Source organism: Cohnella sp. OV330, from assembly GCF_900112065.1.
GTDB lineage: Bacteria > Bacillota > Bacilli > Paenibacillales > Paenibacillaceae > Cohnella.
Genome location: NZ_FOKE01000010.1, coordinates 184,179 through 200,509, shown reverse-complemented (window position 1 = coordinate 200,509; position 16,331 = coordinate 184,179). Strand labels below are relative to the sequence as shown.

The following is a 16,331-nucleotide window of genomic DNA, read 5'->3' as shown; positions in this document are numbered from 1 at the left end:
GCGCAAAAGTGCAGGATTTTCTCGCAGAACACACTAGATTTCGCCGAAAGAGGCGGTCAATCATGCACTTTTGCACGATGGATCGCAATAATCCACCATTTCGGCCGTGGATGATGCACTTTTGCACGATAGGAACCTGACTGCCCCCTGACTACCGCGCGACAGTAAGATCGCCGCCGCCGTCATCCCATCGTCCCACCTACCGTGCAAAAGTGCACGATAGTCACCACCACGATCCCGGCATCCCGTCTATCGCGCAAAAGTGCAGGATAGTCACCACCACGATCCCGACGTCCCGTCTATCGCGCAAAAGTGCAGGATTTTCTCGCAGAACACACTAGATTTCGCCGAAAGAGGCGGTCAATCATGCACTTTTGCACGATGGATCGCAATAATCCACCATTCCAGACGTGGATGATGCACTTTTGCACGATAGCAATCGCCGTGTGGCCAAGCTGCGTAGCGCCAAGAAGATCTCTGCGTCTACAGAAGCTTGAACGCCGCCGGCTGAGCCTCGTATTTGCGTACGTATTTGCTGTCGGGATTGCTGGCTATGGCGAATAGGCCTTTACTGCACAGCGTTTGCAGCGTCCGTACCGCCGTTCTATGGTTGACTTGCAAATGCTCGGCTACGTCGATGGGGCGCAGGGCCCGGGATAGCCGGCACGCCAGCCGGAGCGTCTCGCGTTCCGCGAGTCCTGTAAGGTTGACCGGCGACTCGTGCGTGTAAAATCCGCCGATCAGCATCCGTAATAGGGTGATGCACAACTCGGGTCGCTCCGCGACGTCGTCGTAAGAAAACGAAATGACGCGATATCCCATAGCTGTTAAAAAAGTTTCCCGGTTTAACTCGTTGCTGTATTTCTTTCGGTCCATGTCCCTTACATGCGGACCGAATCTTTTGATCTCGATGATGAGCTTAACCGCCGGGTGGATCCAGACAAAATCGCAAAAGTACGCCAGCCCGCGCCAATCCGTCACCTCGTACTCAGGATGCAGCCCGTCGAAGCTGCCGCGAAGTTTCCACCATACATTTTGACAAAACAGTCGTTCGGCTTCGCGATGTCCGCGCTCCAGCCGTCCTCTTCGTTCGCCGCTCCTCCGGGCTAGATGGGACTGAATAAATTCGGCATGCGCCTGATCGAAGTTCATCTTCCTCGCAACCTCCTTAAAATAAAAAAACGCCCCTTCTGCATTCTCAAGGAATGTAGAGGGACGTGCTTCGTCTCGTAAGAAGAGTATACGTCAACCGGTAGGTATCGTCCATACGCGATCGTATCTTTTAGGGAGCGCTGGGAACGCCGCTATCGTGCAAAAGTACAGCATCTTCAGCCACAATGATGGATTTTTACGAGCTATCGCGCAAAAGTACACGATGCATTCAACTTTTGGGCAAAAATTTGTGTGTGTTGAAAGGAAATCCTGCACTTTTGCGCGATAGGTGGTCCGGCGAGTCGGTGGAGAGAGTCATCCTGTAGTTTTACGCGATAGCGAAACGTAGGGGCGATTAAAGGGTGAAAAAGTACGCAGAGAGTCGCCATACGCGGCCTTTGGTTCGTCACTCGGCAGCGAAGGCAAAGTTGCCGAGCTTGAACTTACCCGCATCATAGCTGACCGAAGCCGTAATATCGCCGATATATTGAGGCTCCGCAAAGCCGTCGATCCTTAGCCCGACCGCGGCCTGAAAGGTCAACCCCTCATCCTCTGCCCGGAAATACACGATAGCGCCGTACCCCAATTCCTTCCCGAGCGCCTCGGCGACGTGTTCGCGAACGAAAGCGTCCAGATCGACTTCGTACGTCCGGTCCCCGATCGCAATCTCGCCGAACCACTTCCCGTCCTTGTCTACCTTCTCGAACGAAAGCGCATCCCCGAGCTGCGCCAGATAGTCCTCCTCCTGAAACGCATGGTCGGCAAAAGGCCGCTCGCCCGAGGCGCCCGCCTCCATTCCCGCCAGCTCCACGACATGCAGCTCATCTATCAGCAATCCTGTTCCCGAGCCGAGCTCCAAGACGGCCGCCAGTTCGTCTTCGCCATCATGGTCGTAATCGCCGAGCGTAAGCACCGGCGTGACGCCCCGGACGGTCGAGTACGTCCAATCCATCGTCTGCCGCGCGTCTCCGACGGCGAGAACCGCGGCCGTTTCCGTGTCGGCATACAGGTAAACGTCTTTCTCCGGTATGGAGGCGACGGGCTGCACTCCCTCGGTCTTGCCCCCCGGCGAAGCGGAGGCGTCCGGCGCTTTGCTCGCGTCCATGCCGCTGTTTGCCGTGGCGGAGGATGAGGGTATGTTGTGCCGATCATCCGTCGTTTCTCTCCCTGGCGCTTCCGCCGTCGAGCATGCGGCCAGGAGCGTTATGATCGCAGTCGCACTGCTTAAGCCTTTCCAACCCGCTTTGTAATCGAATCCAACCATTTTCTTCGCCTCCCCTCGGTGCTTCACATATAGACGAAGCGGAGGGAGGACGAGTTCAAGCGATTGCTATTCGCCGTCGATAATCTCGCGATACCGATTCAAGATTTTGCTCCAATCCGGGCTACCGGTGTCGTGCGCGCTAAATAACTTCTGAAGTTTATCGTTAATGCCCGGGTTCACTACGTTATCTCGTTGTAAATGAATGTCCAAAGCAACCAGCAAGATCTTAGCCAGATCCAAATCCCCCACATTTCCCGAATCGAAATCCTCCGCAGGGAAGAATTTTTCCAGCATATGCCGTGCTCGAGTTCCTGCAAGTAAAGTGACGACGTATAAAACGGATTAATCCGGCCCCTCCGCCTGAAGTGCACCCCCTAGTATGGACATTGGATTAACCCCTGGGGTTAAACCTATGAAAACTAAAGGGTGCTATTTTTTTACGGCGAAAAGAGGGCAGGAGCCCGCCCCGCAAGCTTCGTAACGCTACAAATGTCAGGTCCGGTAAAAATGCGTAATAGGTGCCATATTCCCGCTACGATTCACTTTTTTCGATATCAGCTATTCTTTATTTCATCTTTACATCATTCAAGGCTGCGTCCTATAATCTGATTAATCCGAGTAACTTACATGGATAATTGGAGGGGACCTAGATGAGAAAGAAATTCCGATTCGCCGCCCTGGGTGCGGCTCTCTTGTTGACGACGGTGCTTGGCGCCTGCGGCAACAACAATAATAGCGCGTCGGGCGGCGCTTCGAGCGAAGCGGCATCGTCGGGCAGCGCATCGGCTTCCGCCGGCGCGAGTGCCAGCGCCAGTGCTTCGTCCGGCGGCACTGATTTTCCGACGAAGACGATCCAGATTTACGTACCGTTCTCCGCGGGCGGCGCGTCAGACCTGGCGGTCCGGGCGCTCCAGCCGAAGCTCGAGTCCGTGCTCGGACAGAAGGTCGAAGTCATCGACAAGCCGGGCGGCGCCGGCGCGCTCTCGATGAACGAAGTGCTCAAGGCCAAGCCGGACGGCTACACAGTCGGTTTCGTGACTGTCGGCCCTGGCATCATCACGCCGCTGTCGTCCGACGTCGGCTATACGACCGCCGACTTCGACGCGGTAGGCGGCTTCATGGACAACCCGTACGCGCTTGCCGTATCGGCCTCCAGCGCCTACAACACGCTGCAGGAGCTGGTCGACGCGATCAAGGCCAAGCCGAACACGGTCAAGATCGGCACGACCGGCCCGTCATCGCCTTCCTTCATCGGCCTCGAGCAGTTCGCCAAGACGCAGGACCTTAAGTTCCAGCTCGTGCCGTTCAACGGCGGCGTCGATGCGGTCAACGCGCTGCTCGGGGGCAACGTCGACGCGATCGTCAACGTCGACTCCGAGATTCTGTCGTACGTGAAGGACAACAAGTTCCGCCCGCTCGCCATCGTTACCAAGAAGCGCTCCGCCATTCTGCCTGACGTCCAGACATCCGACGAGCAGAACCTGACCGGCCTCACGTTCGCGCCGCCTCCGGGCGGACTGTTCGTGCCGAAGGGCACGCCGGCCGACGTCATCGCCAAGCTCGAGGATGCCCTGAAGCAAGCGACCGCCGATCCCGAAGTGAAAAAGAGCTTCGATAACATTTTCATCGAGCCGATCTTCACGCCGGCCGCAGACTTCCGCAAAGCCTATGACGACGCGCTCGGCTACTACCAGGAGAATCTCAAGAAGTCCTAAATTCCTACTTCATTGCTCATCAGTTCATAATGGCATTGATGCCGAGCGCCATGCGGACCAACCGCGCGCGCTCGGCCTTCCTGCCTGGTAAGGGGTGCGAGTCCGATGAATACGCCTAGAATGAACGCAGCCGCCCTATGGCCGGGCGCCGTCTCGCTCGCCATCGGCGTCTACTTTTTAGTTTTATCCGCGCGGATGAAGTTCGGCAGCTGGCAAAATCCCGGCCCCGGCTTGTGGCCGACCTGCCTGTCCGTCCTCATCGCGCTGGTCTCGCTGGTGCTGCTCGCGCTGGCGCTGCGCAAGAATCCGGCCGCCGGGACGATACGCCAACTTCAGAAGCATGTCCACCACGTTCCCGGCACCGACGACGCTGCGCTAGACGCTGCCTGGGAGCGGACGGAGGGCGCCGAGGAAGAAGGCTTCACGCGCAATTCGCGCTATCCGCTGTATGCCGTGCTCGGGCTCGCCGCGTTTATCCTGCTGTTCGAGCGGTTCGGACTGTCTCTGCCGTGCCTCGCGCTGCTGCTCTTCTGGACGAAGCTGCTCGGCAAGGAACGCTGGCGCGTCGCGGTACCCGTCTCCGTAGGGCTCACCGCGCTCATCTATATTATTTTCGGCTGGGGCCTCGACGTCCCGTTCCCACATGACATTCTGCTGTACCGCGCGAGGTAGCCGATGGACACGCTGAATGCCATGCTCTCCGGATTCGAAGTCGCATTGTCCTGGCACAATCTCATGTACTGCCTCATCGGCGTGCTCGTCGGCAATATCGTCGGCGTGCTCCCCGGGCTCGGGCCGACCGCCACGATCTCGCTGCTGCTTCCGTTCGCCTTCACGCTGCCGCCCGAGAGCTCGATCATCATGATGGCGGGCATCTACTACGGCGCCATGTACGGCGGCTCCATCACCTCGACGCTGCTCGACCTGCCGGGCGAGGCCGCGTCGGTCGTCACGACGTTCGACGGCTACCAGATGACCAAGCAGGGCAGGGCGGGCATCGCGCTCGGCATCGCGGCGATCGGATCCTTCGTCGCGGGCACGCTGGCCGTCATCGGGCTGAGCTTCCTCGCGCCGGGACTGGCGGGGTTCGCGGTGAGGTTCGGTGCGCCGGAGTATGCGGTGCTGACGACGCTCGGCATCCTGCTGGTCGCGTATCTGGGGACCAAGTCGTTTCTGAAAAGCGCCCTGTGCGCCGCGTTCGGCCTGTTGCTCGCGACGATCGGGCAGGATCCGATCACCGGCTCGATCCGCCTGACATTCGGCTCGAACCATCTGCTCGGCGGCATCGACTTCGCGGCGATGGCGATGGGCGTATTCGGCGTCGGCGAGATTCTGTACAACCTCGAGCATCTGTCCAAGGGGACGCTGAAGCAGACCAAGGTCGGCCGCGTATGGCCGACGGTCAAAGACTTCGCGCAGGCGAAGTGGGCGATCCTGCGGGGCTCGATCATCGGGTTCTTCGTCGGCATCCTGCCGGGCGGGGGCTCGATCATCGCGACGGTCGCCTCGTACGGCGTGGAGAAGAAGGTATCGAAGACGCCGGAGCGCTTCGGCAAGGGCGCCATCGAGGGCGTCGCAGGACCGGAGTCGGCGAACAACGCGGCGGCGGGCGCGGCTTTCATCCCCCTGCTGACGCTGGGTATCCCGTCGGACGCGGTCATGGCGCTCATCTTCGGCACGCTGCTGCTGAACGGCATCACGCCGGGACCGCAGCTGATCGGCGAGCATCCGGACTTGTTCTGGGGCGTCGTCTCGTCGATGTACATCGGCAACGCGCTCCTGCTGCTGCTGAACCTGCCGTTCGTCGGTCTGTTCATCCAGCTGCTGCGGGTGCGGAGCAGCATCCTGATGGCGTTCGCGGTCGTGCTGACGCTGATCGGCGTCTACAGCCTGGGCAACGACAGCTTCAACATGGGCGTCGTGCTGTTCTTCGGGGTATTGGGTTATCTGATGCGAAAAGCGGGCTTCGACCCGGCACCGATGGTGCTCGCCTTCGTGCTCGGCAAGATTCTGGAGGGTGCGTTCCGTCAGTCGCTCATCATGTCCAACGGCGACTTCGCGATCTTCGCGACGCGGCCGCTGTCCGGCGGCCTGCTCGGGCTCGCCGCGATCGGCGTGCTGTATGCCGCGGCGAGTCGGGTGTGGAAGGCGCGGCGTCGGAGCGGCGGCAAGGAGCTCAAGGGCTAAAGGGTGTGGCAGGAACGGAGATAGCATCCGGTAGATTACCCATACGGAACCCGCTGGCCGCCGGCGACGCTACGTTCGATGTACGCCGCCAGCGGTGCGGCGTTCTACGCCGGCGAGGCCTCTGCCGCGGCGCTTAGGCCAGCGAAGCCTTCGCCGCGGCAACCGTGTCCGCGCGTTCGCCCAGCCGGCCGAGCTCGCCTGCCAGGAAGGCGGAAAGTTTCCGCGCAGCAGCGCTCAGCAGGCGAGTGTCCTTTTTCATGAGGAGGCCGGTCGTCAGGCCGGTGTCGAAGTCCTCGATGGCGCGCACGATCGTGCCCTCGGGCGGGGGCGTCACGGTGATGCGCGGCACGGCGGCGATGCCGTACTCGACTTGGACGTAATATTTGAGCGCTGCCATGTTGCCGATCTCGATCTTGCGATACGGCGTGCCGCCGCGCTCGTGCAGCGCGGTCTCGAGCTTGCGGCGGAACGGGCAAGTCGCGTTGGTCAGCAGGATCTGCTCGCCGCGCAGGTCGCTGAGCTCGATGCGGCGGCGCTTCGCGAGCGGATGCGACGACGGCAGCAGCAGCACGATGTCCTCGACGTACAGCGGCTCGAACGTCGTGCCGAGCCCGCTGTCGGGCGTCGCGCAGATCGCGAAGTCGACGGAGCCGTCGCTCACGAGCTGGTTGAACATATGGCTGTTGTGGATGCGCAGATGGACGTCCACGCTCGGGTATGCCTCGGCGAACCGCTTCAGCAGCGCCGGGATGCGATAGCTGGCGGCGGGCTCCATGATGCCGACGTTGACGCTGCCCTTTTCCCCGTCGTTCAGGTCGGTCATCGTCTGCTGGAGCTCGTAGTAGTCGCGCAGCAGCCGGTCGCTCTTGGCGATGAACAGCTCGCCCGCCTGCGTGAGCCGCAGCTTCTTGCCGCGTTCGAGCAGCTTCACGCCGAGGCTGTCCTCAAGGTTCTGGATCTGCTTGGTGATCGTGGACTGAGCGTACTGCAGCTCCAGCGCCGCCTTCTGGAAGCTCCCCGTCCGTACGATCGTCTGAAAGGTGGATATGCCGCGAATGTCCATGGTCGTTCCTCCCGGGATGGCCGTCTGTGGAATTCTCGATTCGATAAAAGGAAACGGAAGCATTCGATAATTCAATTATTCAAGCGCTTATATGCGTGTTATTATAGCACTAATTACCGATTAATCGCACCCATATACACGGAAATAATGCGCGAATCGTTCGCTCACATTGAAGGAGGCACCCCCATGACCGTATCCGCTGAACAGGACAGCCTTTATGCGAGGTCTAATTTTCCCAAATACGCTCCGAAATTCGTACCGCACGCGCCCGAGGCGTTCAAGGCGTTCGGCGAGTTCAACAAGGCCGCCATGCAGGAAGGCGCGCTCGGCGCCAAGCTGAAGGAGATCATCGCGATCGCGTCGGCGCATGCGACGGGCTGTCCTTACTGCATCGACCTGCACGTCGCGGCGGGCCGCAAGCTGCAAGCCACCAAGGAGGAAGTCGTCGAGGCGATCGGCGTCAGCGCGCTCGTGAAGGGCGGCTCGGCGCTGTACCACGGCATCAATGCGCTGAATGCGTACGAGGAATCGCCTGCGGACGACCTATACGCGCGCGAGAATCTGACGAAGCTGGAGGCGTTGGAGGCGGTCAACGAGGAGCTGTATACGGCATTCGTGTCTTTCGGCCGGGAGGTGCTGACGCCCAGAAGCCTCGGCGCGAAGGACAAGGCGCTCGTCGCGGTCGCGATCGCGCATATCGAGGGCTGCGCCTACAGCATCGAGTATTATACGAAGCTCGCGAAGTCGGAGGGCGCGTCCCTGGCGGAGCTCGCGGAGACGATCGTGGTGGCCGGCGCACTCAAGGCGGGCTCGGCGATGGCGCATCGGGTGAACGCTTATATCGCGTACGAGCGGGCGGGCGAGTAAGGGCAGACGGACGAACGGGCGGGTTAACACGCTGGCATAAGCAGATTACGCTCGCGATGAGCGACGAGAGGTGAAGGGCATGACGGATACGACGGAAAAGACGGAACAGGCGGAACGTACGGGGCGGACGGGACAGGCGGGACAGGCCGGGCGGAAAATGCACATCGGCGCGGCGCTGCTCGCCACGGGGGAGCAGATGGCCTCCTGGCTGTATCCCGGCACGCCGGCGGACGGGGCGACGAACCTCGCGCACTATCGCCATATGGTGGAGAAGTCGGAGGCCGGCAAGCTCGACTTCGTCTTCATCGCGGACGGCCTCTTCATTAATGAAGTGAGCATGCCGCAGTATCTCGACCGGTTCGAGCCGGTGACGACGCTGTCGGCGCTGTCGGCCTACTCGTCGCGCATCGGGCTGGTGGGCACGGTGTCGGCGACGTACAGCGAGCCGTTCACGGTGGCGCGGCAGTTCGCCTCGCTCGACCACTTGAGCGGCGGTCGCGCAGGGTGGAATCTGGTGACGTCGGCGCTGGACGGCGCCGCGCTCAATCACAGCCGCGAGCGCCATCCGGCGCACGGCGAGCGGTACGAGCGGGCCTCCGAGCACTTGAAAGTGGTGCGGGGGCTGTGGGATTCGTGGGAAGAGGACGCGTTCTCGCGGGACAAGGAGAGCGGCGTCTTCTTCGATCCGGACAAGATGCACCGGCTCGATCATCAGGGCAAGCACTTCGCGGTCCAGGGGCCGCTGAACATCCGGCGTTCGCCGCAGGGGTATCCGGTGGTGTTCCAGGCGGGGTCCTCGGAGGCCGGCAAGGAGCTCGCGGCCGAAGGCGCGGACGTGGTGTTCACCGGCATGGGCGGGGTGCAGACGGTCGAGGCTTCCAAGCGGTTCTACGACGACGTGAAGGGGAGGCTCGCTCGGTATGGACGGCGGCGGGATGAGCTGCTCATCCTGCCCGGCATCGCGCCGGTCGTCGGGGCGACGCAGGAGGAGGCCGAAGCCAAATACGAGCGGATCTCGGGGCTCATCAGCATCGAGCACGCGCTTCGCTACCTGGGCCGGTGGTTCAACCATCACGACTTCACGCAGTATCCGCTGGATGAGCCGTTTCCCGAGCTGGGGGATCTCGGCAGCGAGAACTACAAGAGCGTCACGGACAACATCAAGCGCCAGGCGCGCGAGGAAGGTCTGACGCTCCGGCAGGCGGCGCTCCGCAACGCTACGCCCAAGGGTCCGCTCGTCGGAACGCCGGAGCGGATCGCGGACGTGCTCGAGCAGTTCTTCCGGGCGGAGGCGGTGGACGGGTTCATCATCCTTGGACACGTGCTGCCGGAGGGGATCGACGACTTCGTCGACCACGTCGTGCCGATCCTGCAGCAGCGCGGGCTGTTCCGCGAGGAATATGAGCATGATACGCTGCGCGGGCATCTGGGGCTGGCCGTGCCGACGAATCGATATACTGCGGAGCGGAAAAAGGAAGCGGAGGGGGAGCGGGTATGAGCAAGTACGTGATCGCGGCGGAGGAGTTGGCGGCGAGGCTTGGCGAGCCGGGGCTTGTCGTCACGGACTGCCGGTTCGTGCTCGGGCAGTCCGATGCGGGCCGCACGGCTTATGATGAGGCGCACATTCCGGGCGCCGTGTACCTGGATCTGGAGCGGGACTTGTCCGCTCCGGTCGGAGCGCACGGCGGGCGGCATCCGCTGCCCGCGCTGGACGCGCTGGCGGCGGCGCTCGGCCGGGCCGGCATCGGCGCAGGCACGGAGGTCGTCGCGTACGACGACCAGGGGGGCGCGATGGCGTCGCGGCTGTGGTGGCTGCTGCGGTACGCAGGCCACGATGCCGTGCGCGTGCTCGACGGCGGCTTCGCGGGCTGGCGGCGCGCGGGCTACGCCGTGACGGCGGAGCCGCCGAGCGTCGCGCCGGCGACGTTCGTGCCGTCGCCGCGGCCGGAGCTGCTCGTCGACGCCCGGCGCGTGCGCGAGGTCGTCGGGGCGAAAGCGGCAGGGGCTGGCGATACTGCTGCCCTTGTGACGCTGATTGATTCGCGTGACGGCGCTCGCTATCGCGGCGAAGTCGAGCCCATTGACCGCAAGGCCGGACATATCCCCGGCGCGATCAACCGCCCCTTCGGCGAAGGCCGCGACGCCGAAGGTAAATGGAAGTCCGCCGCCGCCCAGCGCGAACGCTTCGCGGATCTCCCGCAGGACGGCGAAGTCATCGTCTACTGCGGTTCCGGCGTCACTGCCACGCCGAACGTGATGGCGCTGCTGGAGGCGGGCTTCACGGATGTGAAGCTGTATGCGGGAAGCTGGAGCGATTGGATTTCTTATGAGGAGAATCCGGTGGCGCTGGGAGAAGAAGAGCAGGCAAAAAGTGAATAGCAGGATGTAAGTTTTGCATACACCGTCATGCTGGTGATCAGCCGGACGATGTATTTTTTTTATGCTGTCGAATTTAATCTATGTCCACCGGTTCAATCACTATCGGATTCACGGCAAACCGGGCTACAGTACACTGCCGAGGCTGGGCGACAGCCCTCTTAAAAGTTGTCCAGTTGTTGACAGTCCAAAGTGGTATAGTGGAGGGTGAAGGTTGCTCAGTGAGTCAGTAAGGCGAACGCCGATCCTGGAGACTTTAGATAAGTTTCACTAATCACACAAGCAAGCATCATGGATTCCTGCAAGCGACTTTGTCGAATGTCGCCTAAATCCACAATCGTGGACCAACCAAGGTCCGTTAGTATAGCATTGACCTGGTATTTGGAAGCATGATTGTTTCCGGATATAAACATGATGGGAGAACCTACTTGAAAATGGGGATGAATCATGATCTTGTCGCTGACGGTATTGAGTGTTTTTACAACATGACTATCCGGCAGCATTTCTTGGACAATTTCTCCTGCGGATGTATCGTTAAGTAATAAACGTGGTCCATTTTCAAAATATACGGCATTGCTTACATCAATGACCGTCTTATTTTTAAAATAGGCAGGATCAATGCTTTCGACCACATTTTTTAAACAGGACCATGGAAGAGCTGCAATGATGATCTCGCCCAACAGCGCGGCTTCACTAAATGATGTAATTTCCCCTGATTCACCTACTTCTTGTTTCCAAGTAAAATGTCTGGGATCGTGGGGCTCACGACTGCTGATTAATACACGATGACCTGCCTTCGCTAATCCTTTGCCCAAAATCCGGCCTACATTTCCTGCTCCAAGAATACCAATGTTCATGCTCATCATCCGCTCCTTCTACGGAAAATTATATGAACTTTAACTATGGCGGACAATTAGGCACTTATTAGTATCCAATCCGTTTGGCTCTGATGTGGTATATCGTGAAGATAGGGGGGGAAGAGAGTTGCCTGTCCAGCTAAATGAGTGTCCGGTAGAGATCGTGTTATCTATATTAAGCGGGAGATGGAAAATCCCCATATATCGGTATTTATATAAAAACGAAAAGCCAGTACGGTACAGCGAATTGCTAAGGCATCTTCCATCCATTTCGAAAAAAATACTAACGGAGCAGCTTCGCGAGCTTGAGCGAGACGGCATAATCGAGAGGAAATCATACCCGGAGCCCCGACCAAGAGTAGAATATGGGTTAACATCGCCGGGACGGTCCATGATTATATTTCTTGATAAAATAAGCGAGTGGGGCGAGAAGTATATCGTTGCGGTTTCTCCGTCATGAGAGCGCCCCGTCCCATTTAACGAGCAAGATTGAAAAGCCCAAGAGCTTGGCTCTCGGGCTTTCTGCCGTGCGTATGCGTATGCTTACTCGGACAGCCGGTAGCTGACGAATGCCAACGTACGGCTATCGGGCGCCCAGGAATTCACGTTGAGCGTCCCTTGTCCCCCGAACAAGGAGACGAGGGTGCGGGATTCGCCGCCGGCGGCAGGCATCAGGCGGAGCTCGACGTGCTTGTTCGCCGGGTGATCGCCCGGCGCGACGTCGCCCTTGCGGTAGGCGATATAGACGACCCACTGTCCGTCCGGCGAGACGTGGGGGAACCAGTTGTTGCTCTCCTCGGTCGTCATGCGGACCTGCTCGCTGCCGTCGGCGTTCATGCGCCATACCTGCATAAGCCCGGACCGTACGGAATTGAACCAGATATGCCGGCCGTCCGGCGAATACTCGGGTCCGTCGTTCAAGCCCGGTGCGTCGGTCAGCTGCGTCTCGATGCCGCCGTTGGCCGGGATCGCGTAGATGTCGTATTCGCCGTCCCGCTCCGCGCAATAAGCGAGCGTGCTGCCGTCGGGCGACCAGCCGTGCAGGTAGCTGGGGGCCATCGGCGTGACGAGCTCGGGATGTCCGCCTTGCAAAGGCAGCACGTAGATGCGCGACTGGCCGTCCTCGAACGTATGGTGGCTCACGGCGACGCGGTCATTGTCCGGCGACAAGACGTGATCGTTGTTGCATTGAACCGCGAATCCGGAGTCGATCAACCTGCTGCTCCTTGAAGCGAGGTCGAATTCGAAAAGGCGTCCCTGGCTGTTATAGATCAGCCGGCTGCCGTCGCGGGTCCAATTGGGCGCTTCGATCAGATGATCGAACTCGCCCAGGACGCGGCGCTCGCCGCTCTGAATGTCGACCGTCTCAAGGATGCTGACGATCGGGTTGATATCGAGCTTGCGCGGCTCCTTTAATCGGTTCATAGCGCTTGCCTCCCTTGTCTGCGCCGGACGTGCTAGGCCCGCGGCTTAATGTTCAGATTGACGCCCAGATCGTCTTCGCTGTCCACGATCGTCCAGCTGCTGCCCGGATAATAGCCGATCGTCCGCATCGCGTAGCCCATCTCCTCCAGCTCGCCGACGATCGCGTCGCGCTTCTTGCCAACCTGGAAGCCCAGGTGATGAACGCCGTTGCCATGCTTGTCGAGAAATTCACGGAACGTGCTGTCCCGCTCGTCCGGCTCGTGCAGCTCGATGACGAAGGGACCGGCCTCGATATTCGCCAGCTTCAGGCCGTATTCGGCCGGCTTGCCCCGGTACGTCAGATCGGGATTGGGTGCGGGCGGCCGGTATCGGATCTCCGGGACGGGAATATTGAAGAAGCGGGCCCACGTTTCCGCGGCCTTCTGGATGTCTTGTACGACAATGGCGATCTGGATGAAGCCGTCGAACGAGAGCGGGTTTTTCATGAGAGGTCTGTCCTTCCGTCGGATGAAGTGGAAGTCTTTCGTCCTGTTGTGAACGCGTGTTTACGGATTCGTTTTCTTATCATACACAGGGATTTAAAGCGTTGTCAATGTGTCGTTGCCAAGGGGCTGCCCTCTTGTAGGGAGCGCGGTATCCTCGCTATCCTGCAAAAGTGCAGCATTCCCGGCCAGAATGGCGCTAATGTGCAGTCGACCGCGCAAAAGTGCATGGTAGCTGGGTTCCTTGGGCGAAAACAAGCGTAATTTGGGGAAAAATCCTGCACTTTTGCGCGATAGGCGGGACGATTGGATGGCGGTGACAGCGATCCTGCACTTTTGCGTGATAGGCGGCAAGGAGGGGGGCAGGTGCTGACCTTAGAGAACAGGGGTGAGGGCTACTGTCTGGATGGTGAGCCTACTTGAATTGCCGGAATTACCAAATACCCTATAGAATAGATCAAAAGCGAGACCGCGCCAGGGGGGCACGAAGTGAAACTAGAGAGATTGTTGTCCATCATCATCCTTCTGATGAATCGCCGCATCGTGCAAGCCAAGGAGCTTGCCGAGCGGTTCGAAGTGTCCGTTCGGACGATCTACCGCGATGTCGAAGCCATTCATGCAGCCGGCATTCCCGTCGTCACTTACCAGGGAACGAACGGCGGCATCGGGCTGACGGAAGGCTACCGTCTGGATCGCAACGTGATGACCAACGACGAGCTTGCCGCCATCGTCACCGCGCTCAGAAGCATCTCGACCTCATACGGCAGCGAGCAGCATCAGAGTCTCATGGAGAAGATCAACAGCGTCGTCCCGCCCGATCGTGCCGAGGAATTCCGCCATAAGACGAGCAGCGTTTGGATCGACTATGCGCCTTGGGACGGCAACGAGCGGCTGCAGCCCAAATTGCAGCTGTTAAAAGAGGCGATAGATAGCTGCCTAACCGTGGGACTCACCTATTCCAACGCAGAGGGCGAGCTATCGCGCCGGCAGATCGAGCCGCATACGCTCGTGTTAAAGGGAAGGCAGTGGTACCTGCAAGCCTACTGTCTGGAAAAGGAGCAGTTCAGACTGTTCAAGCTGCTGCGAATGAAAGACCTCGAGATCGCCCCGGGGCGGACATTCGTCCGTCGGCAGCTCCCGTCGGAGGCGCCCGTCTCGGTCCGAAGCTCGGGCGGCGAGCTGCCTCAGGTGAAGGAGATCGTCCTGCGCTTCGACGACGATGCCCGTCATCTGGCGGAGGAGTGGTTCAGCATCGAGGAACTCTCGCTGGCGGCGGACGGCAGATGGCAGGTGAAGAAGGCCTATCCGGAAGACGAATGGCTGTACCGGTTCATTCTCGGCTTGGGGCATCACGTAGAGGTGATGGCGCCTGCCCATCTGCGAGAGATCATCGCCAGCCGCGCTGCGCATATCGCAGAAAAATATAAAAGCCGCTCGCCAACCTGACAGGAAGCTGTCAGGTTGGTTTGTTTATACTGGGCGCATGCAGATAAGGGAGTGATTGACCATGAATCAAAAACCCGTACGTATTGAGGAACGACCATCCTTCCTCTTGGCCGGAATCAGCACCGTCACGACCAATGCGGCGGAACTAAGCGGTGCAGGCAAAATAGGGAAGCTGTATGAGCGGTTTTACGCGAATCGGATCGAAGCGCAACTGGGAGCGCATATATTATCTCCGGGTCTCTACGGTTGCTACTTCAATTACGAGCAGGGCCATCTCGGAACGTATGAAGTCATGGTCGGCGTGCACGTGGGGGAGTCAATGCCGATTATACATGTGGAGTCGGTTAAAACCTTTGTCGTGCCTGCCGCCAAATACGCCGTATTCGTCACGGAGAGAGGGCCGGTCATCGAGGCGGTGCAGCGGACATGGGGGGAGATTTGGCAGTGGTCGCAGCAACCCGGCAACGAGCGGATCTTTACGGGCGATTTTGAGTATTACGGTTCGAACGTCGATCCGGACGACGGGCAAGTCGAGATTTATATCGCGATACGTTAATCGGTTCATGCCTCTCAGAATAACCGCATGGCCATATCGACCACTACGGTAAGCGTCACGCTGCTGAGCAGCATGGATAAGAGCACCGCTTGAGCGGCAAACCCCGGCTCGTTGCCGTATTCCAACGCCAGCGCCGCGCTGTTGCGCGAGGTGGGAATCGCGCTGGCGATAAACAAGGCTTGAGCGGCAACGCCGTGAAGCTGCAGCAGTTGGATCAATGCGAAAGCGCAGAGCGGCGAGACGACCAGTCGGACGAGACTGCTCAGAAGAACGGCCGAGGTGTTCTGCTGAAGCTTCGCCGACGCCATCTGCGCGCCGATGGACACGAGGGCGAACGACAGCATGCCGGCAGCGATCTGATCCAGCGGCGTCACGATGGGCTCGGGGAGAGGAATGTCGAAGACGCGAAGCAGGGAGCCTGCCACGATGGCGTACAGGACCGGCATCTTGGAGAATTGAATCAACGCGCCCTTCAGGCCTGCGGTCGCTTTGCTGGCATTCACCAGCCCGAACGTGAAGGTGGCGAACAGCTCGAAGACGACCACGATGACCTGGATCGACATGGCGAACGGATCCTGCTTGAAGGCCATGGCGTTGATGGGGATACCCACATTCCCGTTGTTCGTCAAGGAGACGCTGTTCGAGAAGCTTGCGGCCATCGGTCTTGAATAGCCCATGACGCGGCTGACGCCATATCCGATCATGACGATAACGATGAATTGAAGCAGCAAAAAACCGAATACGGACACGACCAGCCCCGCCGACAGCTTTGATTCGTAAATTTTGACAAAAGCGAGCGCGGGAACGTAATAGTTCAGGATCAGCTTGGAGAAGCTGCCAAGCTCGAATTTAAACTTCCTGTGCAGCAGCGCCCCGATGCCAATGGGAATCAAGATGGGCAACATTATGTGATAAAAGGTATAAAGGATCGGCATCGCTCT

At 59.5% G+C, this 16,331-nt stretch carries 17 protein-coding genes; 9 read left to right on the top strand and 8 right to left on the bottom strand.

All coding sequences use genetic code 11. The features are described 5' to 3' along the window. Positions 1-483: 483 nt before the first annotated feature. From BM235_RS22560 to BM235_RS22550, 3 genes are all read right to left on the bottom strand, one after another. Positions 484-1,152 carry a DUF559 domain-containing protein gene (locus BM235_RS22560; RefSeq protein WP_090116504.1) on the bottom strand — a complete coding sequence of 223 codons (669 nt, stop codon included), beginning with the start codon at positions 1,150-1,152 and terminating at the stop codon, positions 484-486. A 406-nt stretch (positions 1,153-1,558) separates the two neighbouring features. Further along, positions 1,559-2,416: a hypothetical protein gene (locus BM235_RS22555; RefSeq protein WP_090116503.1), complete on the bottom strand. Its 858-nt coding sequence runs from the start codon at positions 2,414-2,416 to the stop codon at positions 1,559-1,561. Positions 2,417-2,482: 66 nt separating this feature from the next. Further along, positions 2,483-2,710: a hypothetical protein gene (locus BM235_RS22550; protein WP_090116502.1), complete on the bottom strand. Its 228-nt coding sequence runs from the start codon at positions 2,708-2,710 to the stop codon at positions 2,483-2,485. Positions 2,711-3,066: 356 nt separating this feature from the next. Here BM235_RS22550 and BM235_RS22545 point away from each other — a divergent pair, with 356 nt between their 5' ends. The 3 genes from BM235_RS22545 (at position 3,067) to BM235_RS22535 (ending at position 6,318) form a co-directional block, all read left to right on the top strand. Next, positions 3,067-4,131, top strand: a complete 1,065-nt coding sequence (locus BM235_RS22545) for a tripartite tricarboxylate transporter substrate binding protein (protein WP_090116501.1) — start codon at positions 3,067-3,069, stop codon at positions 4,129-4,131. Positions 4,132-4,236: 105 nt separating this feature from the next. After that, on the top strand, positions 4,237-4,803 hold the full coding sequence (locus BM235_RS22540) for a tripartite tricarboxylate transporter TctB family protein (RefSeq protein ID WP_090116500.1): 567 nt from the start codon (positions 4,237-4,239) through the stop codon (positions 4,801-4,803). A 3-nt stretch (positions 4,804-4,806) separates the two neighbouring features. Further along, the gene (locus BM235_RS22535; RefSeq protein ID WP_090116499.1) at positions 4,807-6,318 is read left to right on the top strand and encodes a tripartite tricarboxylate transporter permease; all 1,512 of its coding nucleotides are present in this window, start codon (positions 4,807-4,809) and stop codon (positions 6,316-6,318) included. Positions 6,319-6,451: 133 nt separating this feature from the next. On the opposite strand, the gene BM235_RS22530 is transcribed toward BM235_RS22535, so the two are convergent. Beyond that, positions 6,452-7,381, bottom strand: a complete 930-nt coding sequence (locus BM235_RS22530; protein WP_158543999.1) for a LysR family transcriptional regulator — start codon at positions 7,379-7,381, stop codon at positions 6,452-6,454. A 186-nt stretch (positions 7,382-7,567) separates the two neighbouring features. On the opposite strand from BM235_RS22530, the gene BM235_RS22525 reads away from it, so the two are divergent. From BM235_RS22525 to BM235_RS22515, 3 genes are all read left to right on the top strand, one after another. After that, on the top strand, positions 7,568-8,248 hold the full coding sequence (locus tag BM235_RS22525) for a carboxymuconolactone decarboxylase family protein (protein WP_090116497.1): 681 nt from the start codon (positions 7,568-7,570) through the stop codon (positions 8,246-8,248). A 157-nt stretch (positions 8,249-8,405) separates the two neighbouring features. Beyond that, a complete protein-coding gene (locus BM235_RS22520) occupies positions 8,406-9,746 on the top strand; it encodes an LLM class flavin-dependent oxidoreductase (RefSeq protein ID WP_090116614.1) in 1,341 nt (446 codons plus the stop codon). After that, positions 9,743-10,627, top strand: a complete 885-nt coding sequence (locus BM235_RS22515) for a sulfurtransferase (RefSeq protein ID WP_090116496.1) — start codon at positions 9,743-9,745, stop codon at positions 10,625-10,627. Before BM235_RS22520 ends, BM235_RS22515 begins: the two co-directional genes overlap by 4 nt. A gap of 215 nt (positions 10,628-10,842) precedes the next feature. On the opposite strand, the gene BM235_RS22510 is transcribed toward BM235_RS22515, so the two are convergent. Next, positions 10,843-11,487 (bottom strand): NADPH-dependent F420 reductase, encoded by a 645-nt coding sequence (locus tag BM235_RS22510; protein ID WP_158543997.1) that lies wholly within the window; start codon positions 11,485-11,487, stop codon positions 10,843-10,845. 88 nt (positions 11,488-11,575) lie between these two features. Here BM235_RS22510 and BM235_RS33000 point away from each other — a divergent pair, with 88 nt between their 5' ends. Next, positions 11,576-11,941, top strand: a complete 366-nt coding sequence (locus BM235_RS33000; RefSeq protein ID WP_090116494.1) for a winged helix-turn-helix transcriptional regulator — start codon at positions 11,576-11,578, stop codon at positions 11,939-11,941. Positions 11,942-12,024: 83 nt separating this feature from the next. Here the strand turns inward: BM235_RS33000 and BM235_RS22500 are convergent, their stop codons facing one another. Both BM235_RS22500 and BM235_RS22495 read right to left on the bottom strand, forming a co-directional pair. After that, entirely contained in the window at positions 12,025-12,906 is an 882-nt protein-coding gene (locus tag BM235_RS22500; protein ID WP_090116493.1) for a TolB family protein, read from the bottom strand. 32 nt (positions 12,907-12,938) lie between these two features. After that, complete coding sequence (locus BM235_RS22495; protein ID WP_090116492.1) at positions 12,939-13,391, bottom strand: VOC family protein; 453 nt, start codon at positions 13,389-13,391, stop codon at positions 12,939-12,941. 486 nt (positions 13,392-13,877) lie between these two features. Between BM235_RS22495 and BM235_RS22490 the strand changes: the two genes are divergently transcribed. Both BM235_RS22490 and BM235_RS22485 read left to right on the top strand, forming a co-directional pair. After that, complete coding sequence (locus tag BM235_RS22490) at positions 13,878-14,834, top strand: helix-turn-helix transcriptional regulator (protein ID WP_090116491.1); 957 nt, start codon at positions 13,878-13,880, stop codon at positions 14,832-14,834. A 61-nt stretch (positions 14,835-14,895) separates the two neighbouring features. Beyond that, the gene (locus tag BM235_RS22485; RefSeq protein WP_090116490.1) at positions 14,896-15,390 is read left to right on the top strand and encodes a GyrI-like domain-containing protein; all 495 of its coding nucleotides are present in this window, start codon (positions 14,896-14,898) and stop codon (positions 15,388-15,390) included. Between the two features lie 14 nt (positions 15,391-15,404). Here BM235_RS22485 and BM235_RS22480 read toward each other — a convergent pair whose 3' ends face one another. Further along, complete coding sequence (locus BM235_RS22480; RefSeq protein WP_090116489.1) at positions 15,405-16,325, bottom strand: AEC family transporter; 921 nt, start codon at positions 16,323-16,325, stop codon at positions 15,405-15,407. Between the last annotated feature and the right edge of the window lie 6 nt (positions 16,326-16,331).

Excerpts from the sequence above, each read along its gene's own strand:
- BM235_RS22560 (WP_090116504.1), bottom strand. The coding sequence starts at position 1,152 with ATGAACTTCGATCAGGCGCATGCCGAATTTATTCAGTCCCATCTAGCC.
- BM235_RS22555 (WP_090116503.1), bottom strand. The coding sequence starts at position 2,416 with ATGGTTGGATTCGATTACAAAGCGGGTTGGAAAGGCTTAAGCAGTGCG.
- BM235_RS22550 (WP_090116502.1), bottom strand. The coding sequence starts at position 2,710 with ATGCTGGAAAAATTCTTCCCTGCGGAGGATTTCGATTCGGGAAATGTG.
- BM235_RS22545 (WP_090116501.1), top strand. The coding sequence starts at position 3,067 with ATGAGAAAGAAATTCCGATTCGCCGCCCTGGGTGCGGCTCTCTTGTTG.
- BM235_RS22540 (WP_090116500.1), top strand. The coding sequence starts at position 4,237 with ATGAATACGCCTAGAATGAACGCAGCCGCCCTATGGCCGGGCGCCGTC.
- BM235_RS22535 (WP_090116499.1), top strand. The coding sequence starts at position 4,807 with ATGGACACGCTGAATGCCATGCTCTCCGGATTCGAAGTCGCATTGTCC.
- BM235_RS22530 (WP_158543999.1), bottom strand. The coding sequence starts at position 7,381 with ATGGACATTCGCGGCATATCCACCTTTCAGACGATCGTACGGACGGGG.
- BM235_RS22525 (WP_090116497.1), top strand. The coding sequence starts at position 7,568 with ATGACCGTATCCGCTGAACAGGACAGCCTTTATGCGAGGTCTAATTTT.
- BM235_RS22520 (WP_090116614.1), top strand. The coding sequence starts at position 8,406 with ATGCACATCGGCGCGGCGCTGCTCGCCACGGGGGAGCAGATGGCCTCC.
- BM235_RS22515 (WP_090116496.1), top strand. The coding sequence starts at position 9,743 with ATGAGCAAGTACGTGATCGCGGCGGAGGAGTTGGCGGCGAGGCTTGGC.
- BM235_RS22510 (WP_158543997.1), bottom strand. The coding sequence starts at position 11,487 with ATGAGCATGAACATTGGTATTCTTGGAGCAGGAAATGTAGGCCGGATT.
- BM235_RS22500 (WP_090116493.1), bottom strand. The coding sequence starts at position 12,906 with ATGAACCGATTAAAGGAGCCGCGCAAGCTCGATATCAACCCGATCGTC.
- BM235_RS22495 (WP_090116492.1), bottom strand. The coding sequence starts at position 13,391 with ATGAAAAACCCGCTCTCGTTCGACGGCTTCATCCAGATCGCCATTGTC.
- BM235_RS22485 (WP_090116490.1), top strand. The coding sequence starts at position 14,896 with ATGAATCAAAAACCCGTACGTATTGAGGAACGACCATCCTTCCTCTTG.
- BM235_RS22480 (WP_090116489.1), bottom strand. The coding sequence starts at position 16,325 with ATGCCGATCCTTTATACCTTTTATCACATAATGTTGCCCATCTTGATT.